This window comes from Neisseria sp. P0009.S007, from assembly GCF_051962515.1.
On sequence record NZ_JBQCVF010000051.1, the window covers coordinates 1 to 13,893 of the forward strand.

Consider the following 13,893-nt stretch of genomic DNA (forward strand, 5'->3'; position numbering starts at 1 on the left):
ACGGGCTTAATCAGTAATGAAGTAGCACCGTTTGGCGGCGTAAAACGCAGCGGTTTGGGACGTGAAGGCAGTAAATATGGTGTGGACGAATATTTGGAATTGAAATATTTGTGTATTGATATGGCGGAATAAGGCTGTACAGTAAAGGCCGTCTGAAATTTGGTTTTCAGACGGCCTTTGTTTTAGAGTAGATCCTGGATGGCTGAACGCTCTTCTTCCAATTCGGCCAGCGTAGCGGCGATACGTTTTTGGCTGAATTCATCCGACAAGTCCAAGCCTTGGACGATGCGGTAGCTGCCTTCGTCACAAATGACGGGGAAGCCGAAAATCAAACCTTCGGGAATGCCGTAAGAGCCGTCGGATGGAACGCCCATGGTTATCCATTTACCACTGCTGCCGAGCAAGTTGTGCCTGCGGCAGGTCGAGCAGCTGTAGGATAACGGGTTGGTCGCGTCCGAGCATGATGCCGCCGGCGATACGGAAGAGGGTGGCGTAGGCGATTTGGCCTGCCGCGCCGGTAACGGCAATTCGGACGGGTGGCTTGAGGGTCATATTTTTCCTTTTGAAGTCGTTGTTTTACTTGATTTTCGGATTATAGCAGTATTATGGGGAGAATGATGTAGTAAGGCCGTCTGAAATTTGATTTTCAGACGGCCTTAAGTGTTTGAAAAGATTATTCGCCGTTTTTCTTTTCGGCTTGTTCTTCGGCAGCTTCATAGGCTTCGACGATTTTTTGCACCAAAGGATGGCGGACGACGTCTTCGCTGGTGAAGGTGTGGAAATACAGGCCTTCTACATCGCGCAGTTTTTCGCGTGCATCTTTCAAGCCGGATTTGATGTTGCGCGGCAGGTCGATTTGGCTGATGTCGCCGGTAATGACTGCTTTGGCACCGAAGCCGATACGGGTCAGGAACATTTTCATTTGTTCGGGCGTAGTGTTTTGCGCTTCGTCCAAAATGACATACGCGCCATTTAAGGTGCGGCCGCGCATATAGGCCAGCGGCGCAATTTCAATCAAACCTTTTTCCATCAGTTTGGTTACACGGTCGAAACCCATCAAATCGTAAAGCGCATCGTAAAGCGGTCGCAGGTAGGGATCGACTTTTTGCGCCAAATCGCCCGGCAGGAAGCCTAATTTTTCGCCTGCTTCGACTGCTGGGCGCACCAAAACGATGCGTTCGATTTGATGTTTTTCCATGGCATCGACGGCGGCGGCAACGGCAAGATAGGTCTTACCCGTACCGGCAGGGCCTAAGCCGAACACGACATCGTGGTTGAGCAAGGCGCGGATATAGCCGTTTTGGCGCGGGGTGCGGCCGCCGATGCTGCCGCGTTTGGTGCGGAAATAGTATTGTTGGTCGTGGTGTTTCTCTTCGTGTTTTTCATCTGCGGTTTTGGCTTCAACGGCCGCTAGGCTGATGGCGTTGTCGTCTAAGTCGCCTTTTTCTGCGGCTTCGGCAAGCGACAGCAAGGCACGGCGGCCGGCGTGTGCCAGTTCGCCCATGAAGGTGAAATGTTCGAAGCGGCGGCTGATTTGGATATCAAGGGCTTTACCTAAGGCTTCGAGATTGCTGTCGAGCGCGCCGCACAGGCGTTGCAACACGGTATTGTCAATTTCTTCAAACTGCAGATGGACGGTGTGGGTCATATTGGTTTCCGTAAATAAATCTAATTTTTCCGTATTATACCCTTGTTCAGACGGCCTGCTTTATAATACGTCGCTTCTTTTTAATAAACCGTTTCAATCAAAATGAATCACACTGCTTCTCCTCAATCGGAATTTCTGCGCGGTATCAAAGAATGTTCCCCCATGCTGATCGGCTTGTTGCCGTGGGCGCTGATTTTGGGCATGCAGGGCGGGCAAAAGGGCATGAGCTGGCTGGAAATGCTGTTGATGACGGGCATGAACTTTGCCGGAGGTTCGGAATTTGCCGCAGTCAATTTGTGGGCAAATCCTTTGCCAATTATGCTGATTGCAACAGTTACGTTTATGATTAATTCGCGCCATATCCTGATGGGTGCGGCGATTGCGCCGTATATGAGGGATATGCCGCTGAAAAAGGCGATGCCCGCGCTGTTTTTTATGTGTGATGAAAGCTGGGCAATGGCATTTGCTGAAATTCAAAAGCGTAAGGCGGCAGGTTTGCCTGCATTCAATATGCCGTTTTATGCCGGCGTGTGTTTTATTTTGTATGTAACGTGGATTGGTTTTGCGGCGTTTGGCGCGGCAGTCGGCCCGATGTTCGGCGATGTGGCGGCTTGGGGCTTCGGCATGGCGTTTCCTGCGGTGTTTTTAGTGTTGCTGCGCGGTATGTGGAAGAGCTTTGCGGCTTCACGCCCTTGGTTTGTCAGCTTGATTGTGGCGTGCGCAACTTATTTGACCGTGGATGGCGCATGGTATGTTCCGGCCGGGACGTTGTCGGGCTTGTTGGCGGCGTATGTGTGGGGAGAGCAAAAATGAAGGATTTGTTGTCGCTGCAATCGTTTTTGCTGTTTTTAAGCATGTTGGCCGTTACTTATTCAACCCGATTAATCGGCTTTTTTGCATTGCGCAACCGTATGTTGAGCCGTCGCGCGCAAGTGGTGATGGAGGCTGCGCCGGGCTGCGTGTTGATTTCTGTAATTGCGCCTTATTTTGTGTCGGACAAACCGCATGAGTTGATTGCCATTGCTTTGACGGTATTGGTGGCCAGCCGGTTTTCGATGTTGGTGACGGTATTAATCGGCGTTGGCACTTCGGGCATACTCGGTTATTTGATGAAATAAAAAATTTTCAGACGGCCTTACTTGTTATAATGGCCATCTAAATTTTTTGATAAAGCAAAAACATGGCAAACCAACGACTCATCTATGGCTTTCACGCCGTCAATGCCCGTTTGTGGCAAAACCCGAAATCGATTACCGAACTCTATATCCAAGAGGGCAAATCTGATGCGCGCACCCGCGATGTATTGGATAAAGCGGCCTCTGAAAACGTACGCGTGCATTTTGCTGATGCCGACCGCCTGAATGCCATCAGCAAAGGGGCGCGTCATCAGGGCGTGGTCGGGTTTATCGATGCCTCCAAAAACCATGTTCACTTGGAAGATGTGTTGGAAAACCTGAGCGAACCACCGTTTTTGCTGGTATTGGACGGCATTACCGATCCGCACAACCTCGGCGCGTGCCTGCGTACTGCCGATGCGATGGGCGTGCATGCCGTGATTGCGCCCAAAGACAAAAGTGCCGGCCTGAATGCGACCGTCAGCAAAGTTGCCTGTGGCGCGGCGGAAACCGTGCCGTATATTACCGTAACCAATCTTGCCCGTACTTTGCGTGAATTGAAAGAATACGGCATTTGGATTGTCGGCACGGACATGGGCGGCGACTCCGACCTTTACCACTGCGACTTGCCCGACAGCGTAGCTTGGGTAATGGGCAACGAAGGCGAAGGCATGCGCCGCCTGACGCGCGAACATTGCGATATGCTGGTATCGATTCCGATGTTTGGCACAGTTGAAAGTATGAACGTTTCCGTCAGCGCAGGCATGGTATTGAGCGAAACCCGCCGTCAACGTGTGTTGAAATCGGAAAAATAAAAAGTGTAATTAAAAGGCCGTCTGAATGTTTTTCAGATGGCCTTTTTCAGGTTTATTCTTTAACCAAAGGGCCTGATTGCTTTTCATTACCGGCGGCAATGCGTACCAATTGGAGAAATTCCGATTTCAGCTCAAACGGATCATCACCTTGGACTTGCTGTACCATTTTTTCAATGTCGCTCCAGCCAAGTTTGCCGTTGTATTCGCCGCCGCGCAGGGCTTGGGCATAGGAAGCTGCTGCAAGGGCGAGCAGGGTGTCTTTATCGGCTTGCTCCAGCGGTTTGCTGCCAACGGGAATTGCTTGTTCCATCAGCTTGCTATCTTTTCCCCCGGGCAGTTTGTAGCGTACTTTAACAAAGGCGTATTCGTTTTTACTGCCTTTGGCGGCAGGGGCTTTTTGATAGCGTGATTCGTTCAGCCAGCCGTTTTTGCCTGCCGGAATGATTTCATAGATGGCGGTCACGCTGTGGCCTGAGCCGATATCGCCCGCATCGACTTTGTCATTGTTGAAGTCTTCATTGCGCAGGGTACGGTTGGTGTAGCCGACCAAGCGGTATTCTTTGACAGTAGCAGGATTGAACTCGACTTGGATTTTGACATCTTGCGCAACGGTGGCAAGCGTGGAAGTCAGTTGTTGTTGCAAAACTTTTTTCGCTTCTTTTTCGTTGTCGATGTAGCTGTAATTGCCGTCGCCTGCATCGGCAATTTGTTCCATCATGTCTTCGTTGTAATTGTCCGTACCGAATCCTAGCGTGCTGAGTGAAACACCGGTTTTACGTTTTTCGGCAACCATGGATTTGAGCGTTTCGGTATCAGATACACCAACGTTAAAGTCACCATCGGTCGCCAGCAGGATACGGTTGATGCCGTTGGGTATAAAGGCTTTTTGCGCTTGCTCGTAGGCCATGCGTAAAGCGGATTCGCCCGAAGTCGAGCCTTCTGCTTTCAGTTTGTCGATGGCCTTCAGGATGGTTTCTTTATCAGCACCTGATGTGGGCGGAAGCACCAGCTCTTCGCCTGATGAATAGGTAATCAGGGTAACTTTGTCCTGAGGACGTAATTGTTGGGTCAAGATCCGTAGCGTTTTTTGAACCAGCGGAAGTTTGTTTTCTGTATTCATACTGCCGGATACGTCCACAAGGAATACCAGATTGGCAGGCGGCAGATCTTTCTTTGCCGTGTCTTGTGCTTGGATACCGATTTTGATCAGCTTGGCTTCCGGTTGCCATGGAGAATCAATGGTTTCGGTATGAACGGCAAATGGACGGCCGTCAGTAGGCAGCAGATAGTTATAAGGGAAGTAATTGATGATTTCCTCAATGCGCACGGCATCTTTGGGCGGCTGTTCTCCATTGTTCAGAAATCGGCGGACGTTAGCGTAGCTGCCGGTATCGACATCGATGCTGAATGTAGAAACAGGCTCTTGGGCAACGGATTTGACCGGTTGGTCGGGTTGTTCTTGGTAGCGTTCAGTGTTTTCTGCAAGAGACAGATTTTCTTCAGCAACGGCAGCAGCAGGCAATGCTGAGCCTGGTGCGCCATGAAGATTTTCGGTTGACGAGTCTGATCGGTCGAGTGGGCCGGAACACGCTGTCAAAGCTGCTAAAGTGAGTATGGAAACGGTTTTCAGGAAGAAACGGGGCATGATTTAAGCTCCTGGGAAATATCACATGCTGATTATTAAAAGTGTTGATGGCAGTGTATTGGCAGAGTTAACGCTGGCGCTGAGTCACTTTTTTTGAGTTTTAATGTGTGAATAGTGGGTTAAGTTTAAATCAGGACAAGGCGGAGCAATGCGGTACTGGTTTAAACTTAACCCACTATGTTTATGACTTGTGCAAGATTTTGTCGGGCTGAGACGATTTTGTAAAGGCCTCAGCCCCGATTTGTCTTACATTAACTTTTCTTCCGTCGACGTTCGCCCGGCAGCAGCATATCCGCCCATTTGATGATGTTGGCGACTTCTGCCGGATTGAGTTCGTAGAACTGGCCGCGTTTGAGGCGGTTTGGCAGGCCGATGGGGCCGAAGCCTACGCGGACGAGGCGGCTGACGGTCAGTCCTTGGCTTTCAAAAATGCGGCGTACTTCGCGGTTGCGGCCTTCTTTGATAACAACGTTGTACCATTTGTTCGCGCCTTCGCCGCCTTGTTCGTAGATGCGTTCTACTTTAGCCAAGCCGTCTTCGAGCATGACGCCTTCTTCGGTCAGGACGCGCATTTGTTCGGTGGTCAACTCGCCCAATACGCGTACGGCGTATTCGCGTTCGACTTCAAAGCTGGGGTGGGCAAAGCGTTGAACGAGTTCGCCTGAAGTGGTCAGGATCAAGAGGCCGCTGGTATTGATGTCCAAACGGCCGATGGCCACCCAGCGGCTGCTGGCTGCTTGCGGCAGGCGGTCGAAAATGCTGACGCGGCCTTGCGGGTCGTCGCGGGAAACGATTTCGCCTTCTTGTTTGTAGTAGAGGATGATGCGTGGCAGGCGGTCTGCCCATTTGAGTTTGATGATGCTGCCTTTGACAGTAACATGGTCATCGGGCGTAACTTTTTCGCCCAGTTGGGCTACGCGGCCGTTGACGGTTACCCAGCCGTTGCTGATCCATTCTTCCATTTCGCGACGTGAGCCGACGCCGGAAGCGGCCAAGACTTTTTGCAGGCGCTCAGGTTCAAAGCGTGAAAGGTCGCTGCGGCGTTCTTTCAAATCGCGGGCGTGCTCCATGATTTTTTGGTTGGGGTTGCGGACAACCAGTTTTTTGGCTTTGGCGGCACGTTGTTTTGGGGCGGTATTTTGAGCTTTGGGGCCGTCTGAAACTTTTTGGCCGTAAGGTTTGCCTGATGTTTTGCGCTCGTCGTCTGGACGTTTTTTATTGGCAAAGGATTTGGCCGGTTTGGAAGGTTTTTTGGCGGTAGATGATACGCCGTCGCGCCATTGGCGTTTGCTGGAAGGCTGTTTGGACATGATTTTTCCTAACTCGCTTGAAAAAGCGGTTCTTCTGCGGCATTTGCGGCAGGGGTTGGATTGGGGGAAAAGGCCGTCTGAAAATCAGATTCAGACGGCCTGCCGATGAAAGGCTGTATTGTAACTCAACCAGTAAATTTTTGTTTGAAAATCCGAAAATTATGGCGAAAGGCGTTCGCGTATCCAGTTGCCGTCAACCAGGCGGTATTGGATGCGGTCGTGCAGGCGGCTGGGGCGGCCTTGCCAGAATTCGATGCGGTCGGGAATAACGAGGTATCCGCCCCAATGCGGCGGGCGGGGAACATGCAGGGGATGTTTGACACCGACGGCCGCGGCCTTGGCCACCAAGACGGCTTTGCTGGAAATCACTTCGCTTTGATCGCTTGCCCATGCGCCGATACGGCTGGTGTAGGGGCGGCTTTCAAAATATTCGTCCGAAGCGGCGGCGTCGAGTTTTTCAATGCGTCCTTCAATGCGCACTTGGCGTTCGAGTTCCGGCCAGAAAAAAGTCATGGCGGCAAAAGGGTGTGCCGTATAGGAGCGGCCTTTGCGGCTGTGGTAATTGGTAAAGAAAACAAAGCCTTTGGGGTTGACTTCTTTCAGTAGTACCATACGGCTGTTAGGCCTGCCGTCTTCGCCTACGGCGGCAACGTTGACCGCGGTCGGCTCGTTGACTTCGGCGTGAATCGCTTCGTTCAGCCATTGCTCGAATTGGACAATCGGGTCGGCGTGGCATTCGGCTTCCGACAGCTCGCGTTTGCTGTAATCTTCGCGGATATTGTGCAGATCCATGATTTTTCTCCTTAGGTCTGACTGAATCATACTCCGTTTTTTCAGACGGCCTCAAGGGCATTTGTGTATAATCGTAGCCCTTTCCAATATAGAACAATACGGAGTCCCGTCATGCAAACCGAAGTCGAACTGAAAATCTTAAATCCGAAAATGGCCGATTCCCTGCCTGCTTATGCAACGCCCGGTTCCGCCGGTTTGGACTTGCGTGCCTGCTTGGATGAAGCTGTTGTAATGCAGCCGGGTGATGTGTATCTCGTTCCGACCGGTTTGGCGGTGCATTTGGCCAACCCTGCGTATGCAGCCGTTTTATTGCCGCGTTCCGGCTTGGGTCATAAACACGGTATTGTTTTGGGCAATTTGGTCGGTTTGATTGACTCGGATTATCAAGGCGAATTGAAGGTTTCTTTGTGGAACCGTGGTAAAGAAGCGTTTACCATCGAGCCGATGGAACGCATCGCGCAGATGGTGATTGTGCCGGTTGTCCAAGCTGCGTTTAAGGTTGTGGACGAGTTTGCCGCCAGCGAGCGCGGTGAAGGCGGATTCGGCAGCACCGGCAAAGCCTGATGATTTAAAAGGCCGTCTGAAACAGGATAAATTGAAATATTTGATTTCGGTTTGCCACGGTTCAGACGGCCTTTTTGTTGTGCCAACCTTTGCATAATTACACACAAGATTGCATTTTTATATCTTGCCTGCATGGCCGACGCACCCAATAATACAGGCCGTCTGAAACCTTTACGGAGCGTTGTTATGTCCCGCCCCTCACTTTTTCTGCCTTTGTTTTTGATTATCTTTGGCGCGATTTGGTTTTTACGCGCTACGGATATTTTGCCTGCGACATCGACAATGATTGCCGGTGTATTAATTATTTTGGGCTTTGCCGTATTGATTATGGACGGCATCAACAAACAGTCCATTGTTTCCGGCCCGATGTTGGTTTATATCGGTACAGCCATTTATCTGCACATGAGCTACTGGATTTACCTCTCGCCGTTGCTGGCCATCGGCATGGTCGTGTTGGGTTGCCTGCTGTTGCTCTCGCGCAGCGATATGATTCCTGAGAAACACACAAAATAGAAAGATGAGAGATTTGGGTTTTGCCCTATAAAGGCCGTCTGAACAATGGTATAATCCGCCGCTTCAGACGGCCTTTTTTATTGTGGTTTAAATTTGAAATTTACCCTATCGGCCGCACCGTTTTCTTACATTTTGCAAAGTTTCCTCCATGACCCAAGACAAAATCCTTATTCTCGACTTCGGCTCGCAAGTTACCCAGCTGATCGCCCGCCGCGTGCGCGAAGCCCATGTTTACTGCGAACTGCATTCTTTCGACATGCCTTTGGAAGAAATCAAAGCCTTCAACCCGAAAGGCATCATCCTCTCCGGCGGCCCTAATTCCGTTTACGAATCCGATTATCAAGCCGATACCGGTATTTTTGATTTGGGCATTCCGGTTTTGGGCATCTGCTACGGCATGCAATTTATGGCGCACCACTTGGGCGGTGAAGTTAGCCCGGGCAACCAACGCGAATTCGGTTATGCACAAGTTAAAACCATCGACAGCGAGCTGACACGCGGCATTCAAGATGATGCGCCTAATACGCTCGACGTATGGATGAGCCATGGCGATAAAGTTTCCAAACTGCCTACCGGCTTCTCTGTCATCGGCGACACCCCGTCTTGCCCGATTGCCATGATGGAAAACGCTGAGAAACAATTCTACGGCATCCAATTTCACCCTGAAGTGACCCACACCAAACAAGGTCGCGCGTTGTTGAACCGCTTTGTCTTGGATATTTGCGGCGCACAACCAAGCTGGACCATGCCGAACTACATCGAAGAAGCCGTTGCCAAAATCCGCGAACAAGTCGGCAGCGACGAAGTGATTTTGGGTTTGTCCGGCGGCGTGGATTCTTCCGTAGCAGCCGCGTTGATTCACCGCGCTATCGGCGACCAACTGACCTGCGTGTTTGTTGACCACGGTTTGTTGCGTTTGAACGAAGGCAAAATGGTAATGGACATGTTTGCCCGCAACTTGGGCGTACGTGTGATTCACGTTGATGCCGAAGAGCAATTTTTGGCGAAACTTGCCGGCGTGACCGATCCGGAGAAAAAACGCAAAATCATCGGTGCGGAATTTATCGAAGTCTTTGACGCTGAAGAGAAAAAACTCACTAACGCCAAATGGTTGGCGCAAGGTACGATTTACCCTGACGTAATCGAATCCGCAGGCGCGAAAACCAAAAAAGCCCACGCCATCAAATCCCACCACAACGTCGGCGGCCTGCCTGAAAACATGAAGCTCAAATTGCTTGAGCCTTTGCGTGATTTGTTCAAAGACGAAGTGCGCGAACTGGGCGTCGCTTTGGGCCTGCCGCGCGAAATGGTGTACCGTCATCCGTTCCCGGGCCCGGGTTTGGGCGTACGTATCTTGGGCGAAGTGAAAAAAGAATATGCTGACTTGCTCCGTCAAGCAGACGATATTTTTATTCAAGAATTGCGCAATACTACCGATGAAAACGGCACATCTTGGTACGACCTGACCAGCCAAGCATTTGCCGTATTCCTGCCTGTGAAATCCGTCGGCGTGATGGGCGACGGCCGTACTTACGATTACGTCGTAGCCTTGCGTGCCGTGATTACCAGCGACTTTATGACTGCCCACTGGGCTGAGCTGCCTTACTCGCTGCTTGGCCGCGTGTCCAACCGCATCATCAACGAAGTCAAAGGCATCAACCGCGTGGTTTATGATGTCAGCGGCAAACCGCCTGCCACGATTGAGTGGGAATAATCCCTCAATAATAAAGGCCGTCTGAACAGATATTGTTCAGACGGCCTTATTTATTAGGGACCTAAGCCCAATTAAAATTGATTTTTCAATTCACGCAAAGCGGCGAAGACTTCGAGTTCGCTGTTTAATTTTCGTCCGCTCAATTCTTCGGCGCGTGCCTGAACTTGGGGCAGGTGTACGCGGAAAAACGGATTGACTTTGCGCTCGTGCGCCAGGCTGACAGGCAGTGTCGGCGTGTGTTCGGCTGCGGCCAAGGCCGTCTGAATGTCGATGTTGTCCGGCTCGATGTGCTGGGCAAAGCGTAGATTGGAGGCGGTGTATTCGTGCGCTGGATAAAACAGTGTTTCTTCGGGCAGCTGGTTGAATCGGTGGAAGCTGTCGTAAAGCTGCTCGATTGTGCCGGTAAATACGCGGCCGCAACCGGCGGAAAACAAGGTATCGCCGCAGAAAACGTGCAGGCCGTCTGAATTTTCCAACAGATAGCTGATGTGGCGGTCGGTATGGCCGGGGGTTGCCCAAACGGTAACCAAGCCTTCGCCAAACGGGAACTGCGTACCTGCGGTGACGGTATGCGTCGCCACGTCGATGTCGCTTTCGCCATAGATTGGGGATTCTAAAAAGCCATGGAACAAGCTTTTTGCGCCGCCGGTATGGTCGGGGTGCGGATGGGTAATCCATGTTTGCGCCAGCATCAGGCGGTTGTGGACGAGGAATTTCAAAACGGGCGTGGCATCGGATGGATCGACGCAGGCAGCATGGTTGCCTTCTTGAATCATCCAGATGTAGTTGTCGTTTAGGGCTTTAATTGGCGTGATTTTCATATGCTTTCTTCTGGTTTGGGGTTTCAGACGGCCTCTAAATAATCTTTGATATTCGGGCTTTGGCCGAACACGGCTTCATGGGCTTGATGGATGCACAGTCGGTTGAACAGCAATCTTTGGGTTTGGTCGCTGTCGATAATCCGCACTTGGCCTTGCAGTTTGGGCGCGTCGTGATGAAAGGTATTCTTAAACGCGTGCCAACGGTCGGTTTGCAGATGGACGACGGCAAACATATCGTGCGAGATATTAACGCCGACACTGAATAGCTTGGCCGAGGCTTGCAGGCAGAAACTGCTGTCGCCAAACAGGCATAGCCCCGTGTTTTCCGGATAGCGGAACAATTCGATTTTCACGGCTTCGGGTTTGGCAAAGATATTACAAAACAGCCGTTCAAACAACGACGGCTGTGCCACGCCTTCGCTCAACATACCGTAAAGTCCGCCCAGCCAATCGACATAGCCGAGAAAAGTGAAACGGTAGTCCTGTATAATGGCTTCGATGCGCTTGGGGTCGCGTTTGCTGATCAAGCGGACAAATTCAAAACCGACTTCCGGCAGCCGCGCCCGAAGTGTTTGATGTAGGCGGTGGGCAAACAGGTTTTTATGGTTGTGCGGATTGCGCAGGATACCGAGGAATTTCAGCCGTAATATCCGCCACAACGCATCCGGTACTTTGACGGTATCGGTATTTGCCGTAGTTGTTTTCAGACGGTCTGCAGGCAGGGTGCGCAGGTGGTTGCAGGCTTCTTCGTAGCCGCTTTCATGACGGTTGAACCAGCTTTCCAGATTATATTGGTTGGTGGAGTCTTCGACAAAGGTCAGCGTATAGAGGTTTTTCGCCGCCAAGTTGCCGATGATGTTGACGCTTATCGCTTCGCTGCGGTTTTGTTCTTTGCTACGGGTTTTTTCACCAGTATGGAATATGGACAAAGGCAGCTTGTAAACATTCTGATTCTGAGGGCTGACCTGCGGATTATGCGCGTGCTGCCGCTGCTCGGTTTGGGCGATGAAGTGGTGTTCCTTCGTCGGATTCGCGGTCAACAGGGCGTAAGGCTTTTCGCCGCATTCGGAAAATTCGCAATCGCTGAGGATAAAGGCTTGTCGAGTCATAATGTCAGGAAAGGCCGTCTGAATATGTCGATTATAGTTTAAAAGTGGCAATTATACAGAATGACGGCGACGAGTTTGGTCTTTATACGCAAAAGGACGCAAAAAGGTCATCTGAAAACGGATATAGCGAGGTTCGCTAAATCGTTTTCAGACAACCTTAAATCAACGGACTGTTCAACACTATTTATTCTTCTTTTTGGAAAACATGGTTGCGGTGATACTCGAAATATTTTTCGCTTTCAGGTTCGATTTTTAATTTCATATCGGGAGAAATTCCAAGCCGCTTTTGATTTTCCAGATCGATTTTCGGACTGATTTTTATCGTACCGTCGGCATCAAACGTAATCAGTCCGCTATCGAATAATGCGTCAATATTGGGTGCGAGCATCAGTCCATTGAAGGGATCTAAACGTTCGTTATTATTGCACACACTCCAAGGTTTAATATGGCTGGCAATGAGTAAAGGCTGGATATCTAGACCTGTCAGTGGACAGCTCGGATATAGTTTGAATACGTCTTGCCGGAATTGATTTTGCCCTCTGCGGACTTTTATTAAGCTTTGTAGTTCGGTTTGCTTTTCTGGGCTAGTTTCGGAGGCTAAACGGTTTTCGAGTTCAGCTATATTTTTTCCTAAGTGTGGGATAGAAGTTGTGTAAAAATTTGGTTCTTCAGTTAGCCAAGCTGTATTTTCTTCGTCTAATTCCTTTTTAAAACAAGTTTTACATCTATTTTCTCTATCATATTCATTCCAACTCCATTTTCTGAGTCTCTCTCGGGAGTTGGAACAAACTTTAAAATAATCTGAACCTTTTGTTGTCCAATTTTTGCCTATTTTTTCAGTTGGAAAGCTGCCACAACCACTACTAGCTTTGTGCAACATAGGGTATATAGGTTCGGTTTTACCTTTGTTTATGTTTAGTACAAAACCATTTTGGTTGTTCTTAAGCCAGTCAATATAAGCTCCATCATCTGGCATATCTTTAAAAATTTTTATATCAGACATAAGTTTCTCCAAATTGTTTTCCATAATTTCTATGAAGTTGTTTATTTTCAAAAAGGTCGTCTGAAAACCTTAATTTGAGGTTTTCAGACGACCTTTTCTTGCCAATCAGTCAATCAGGGCACGATTTAGCCCAAAGCCTTCCTTGCCCCGGCAAAGAGGCGGTACCAGCCGGACAGTTCCGTCCAGTCTTCCGGTTTCCAGCTCATTTGTGCGGCGCGGTATACGCGTTCCGGATGCGGCATCATGATGGTCACGCGGCCGTCGGTGTTGGTAACGCCGGCGATGCCTTGCGGCGAGCCGTTGGGGTTGAGCGGGTAGGTTTGGGTAACCTGGTTTTGTCCGTCGACGTATTGCAGCGCAATGCCCAAATCGGCGGAGATATTGCCGCCGTGAAGCGCGAAGTCGGCGCGGCCTTCGCCGTGGCTGACGACAACAGGCAGGCTGGAGCCTTGCATTTCATTCAGAATCAGCGATGCGGATTTCGGAACATGAACCATGCTCAGGCGCGCTTCAAACTGTTCGCTCAGGTTGCGCTTGAATTTAGGCCATGCTTCTGTACCCGGGATAATCTCGGCAAGGTTGCTGACCATTTGACAGCCGTTGCACACGCCCAATGTCAGCGTGTTCGGATCGGCAAAGAAGGCGGCAAATTGGTCGCGCAGAGCAGGGTGGAACAGAATTGATTTCGCCCAGCCTTCGCCTGCGCCGAGTACGTCGCCGTAGCTGAAGCCGCCGCACGCCGCCAGCATTTTGAAGTCGGCAAGGTTGACGCGGCCTGCCATCAGGTCGGACATATGCACGTCGTAAGCATCGAATCCGGCGCGGGTGAAGGCGGCGGCCATTT

At 50.5% G+C, this 13,893-nt stretch carries 16 protein-coding genes and 1 pseudogene; 7 read left to right on the forward strand and 10 right to left on the reverse strand.

The genetic code is table 11. The annotated features are described in order from the left end of the window. Positions 1 to 132, forward strand: a 132-nt coding sequence (locus ACTHS3_RS06485) for an aldehyde dehydrogenase family protein (RefSeq protein ID WP_440367458.1), incomplete at its 5' end; no start/stop codon positions are given. A gap of 50 nt (positions 133 to 182) precedes the next feature. Here the strand turns inward: ACTHS3_RS06485 and ACTHS3_RS06490 are convergent. From ACTHS3_RS06490 to ACTHS3_RS06500, 3 genes and pseudogenes are all read right to left on the reverse strand, one after another. Next, positions 183 to 413: pseudogene (locus ACTHS3_RS06490) on the reverse strand (malate dehydrogenase); the annotation flags it as partial. Beyond that, a complete protein-coding gene (locus ACTHS3_RS06495; RefSeq protein WP_249967797.1) occupies positions 385 to 552 on the reverse strand; it encodes a hypothetical protein in 168 nt (55 codons plus the stop codon). The pseudogene ACTHS3_RS06490 and the gene ACTHS3_RS06495, both read right to left, overlap by 29 nt. A 121-nt stretch (positions 553 to 673) precedes the next feature. Continuing rightward, positions 674 to 1,648, reverse strand: coding sequence for a PhoH family protein (locus tag ACTHS3_RS06500; protein ID WP_004520317.1), 975 nt, complete (start codon positions 1,646 to 1,648; stop codon positions 674 to 676). Positions 1,649 to 1,750: 102 nt separating this feature from the next. Here ACTHS3_RS06500 and ACTHS3_RS06505 point away from each other — a divergent pair, with 102 nt between their 5' ends. The 3 genes from ACTHS3_RS06505 (at position 1,751) to rlmB (ending at position 3,578) form a co-directional block, all read left to right on the forward strand. After that, entirely contained in the window at positions 1,751 to 2,461 is a 711-nt protein-coding gene (locus ACTHS3_RS06505) for an AzlC family ABC transporter permease (RefSeq protein WP_049335254.1), read from the forward strand. Next, positions 2,458 to 2,766 (forward strand): AzlD family protein, encoded by a 309-nt coding sequence (locus ACTHS3_RS06510; protein WP_049335252.1) that lies wholly within the window; start codon positions 2,458 to 2,460, stop codon positions 2,764 to 2,766. The genes ACTHS3_RS06505 and ACTHS3_RS06510 overlap by 4 nt, the downstream gene beginning before the upstream one ends. Positions 2,767 to 2,828: 62 nt before the next feature. Further along, a complete protein-coding gene (gene rlmB / locus ACTHS3_RS06515; RefSeq protein ID WP_004520319.1) occupies positions 2,829 to 3,578 on the forward strand; it encodes a 23S rRNA (guanosine(2251)-2'-O)-methyltransferase RlmB in 750 nt (249 codons plus the stop codon). A gap of 52 nt (positions 3,579 to 3,630) precedes the next feature. Here rlmB and ACTHS3_RS06520 read toward each other — a convergent pair whose 3' ends face one another. The 3 genes from ACTHS3_RS06520 to pdxH all read right to left on the reverse strand — a co-directional run bounded on the left by ACTHS3_RS06520 (position 3,631) and on the right by pdxH (position 7,325). After that, positions 3,631 to 5,223 carry a vWA domain-containing protein gene (locus ACTHS3_RS06520; RefSeq protein ID WP_070625569.1) on the reverse strand — a complete coding sequence of 531 codons (1,593 nt, stop codon included), beginning with the start codon at positions 5,221 to 5,223 and terminating at the stop codon, positions 3,631 to 3,633. Positions 5,224 to 5,474: 251 nt separating this feature from the next. After that, positions 5,475 to 6,533, reverse strand: coding sequence for a pseudouridine synthase (locus ACTHS3_RS06525; RefSeq protein WP_003686367.1), 1,059 nt, complete (start codon positions 6,531 to 6,533; stop codon positions 5,475 to 5,477). Positions 6,534 to 6,692: 159 nt separating this feature from the next. After that, a complete protein-coding gene (pdxH, locus tag ACTHS3_RS06530) occupies positions 6,693 to 7,325 on the reverse strand; it encodes a pyridoxamine 5'-phosphate oxidase (RefSeq protein ID WP_036490991.1) in 633 nt (210 codons plus the stop codon). A 111-nt stretch (positions 7,326 to 7,436) separates the two neighbouring features. Between pdxH and dut the strand changes: the two genes are divergently transcribed. The 3 genes from dut (at position 7,437) to guaA (ending at position 10,116) form a co-directional block, all read left to right on the forward strand. Beyond that, the gene (gene dut / locus ACTHS3_RS06535; protein ID WP_440367452.1) at positions 7,437 to 7,889 is read left to right on the forward strand and encodes a dUTP diphosphatase; all 453 of its coding nucleotides are present in this window, start codon (positions 7,437 to 7,439) and stop codon (positions 7,887 to 7,889) included. A gap of 186 nt (positions 7,890 to 8,075) precedes the next feature. Continuing rightward, a complete protein-coding gene (locus ACTHS3_RS06540; protein ID WP_049335244.1) occupies positions 8,076 to 8,402 on the forward strand; it encodes a hypothetical protein in 327 nt (108 codons plus the stop codon). A gap of 148 nt (positions 8,403 to 8,550) precedes the next feature. Beyond that, entirely contained in the window at positions 8,551 to 10,116 is a 1,566-nt protein-coding gene (guaA, locus tag ACTHS3_RS06545; protein WP_003686344.1) for a glutamine-hydrolyzing GMP synthase, read from the forward strand. 71 nt (positions 10,117 to 10,187) lie between these two features. Here guaA and gloB read toward each other — a convergent pair whose 3' ends face one another. From gloB to ACTHS3_RS06565, 4 genes are all read right to left on the reverse strand, one after another. After that, on the reverse strand, positions 10,188 to 10,937 hold the full coding sequence (gloB, locus tag ACTHS3_RS06550; RefSeq protein ID WP_049335243.1) for a hydroxyacylglutathione hydrolase: 750 nt from the start codon (positions 10,935 to 10,937) through the stop codon (positions 10,188 to 10,190). 23 nt (positions 10,938 to 10,960) lie between these two features. Next, the gene (locus tag ACTHS3_RS06555; RefSeq protein ID WP_049343597.1) at positions 10,961 to 12,046 is read right to left on the reverse strand and encodes a hypothetical protein; all 1,086 of its coding nucleotides are present in this window, start codon (positions 12,044 to 12,046) and stop codon (positions 10,961 to 10,963) included. A 184-nt stretch (positions 12,047 to 12,230) separates the two neighbouring features. Beyond that, entirely contained in the window at positions 12,231 to 13,049 is an 819-nt protein-coding gene (locus ACTHS3_RS06560) for an HNH endonuclease (RefSeq protein WP_440367455.1), read from the reverse strand. A 125-nt stretch (positions 13,050 to 13,174) separates the two neighbouring features. Beyond that, on the reverse strand, positions 13,175 to 13,893 hold a 719-nt coding region (locus tag ACTHS3_RS06565), incomplete at its 5' end, for a phosphoribosylformylglycinamidine synthase subunit PurQ (RefSeq protein WP_440367457.1).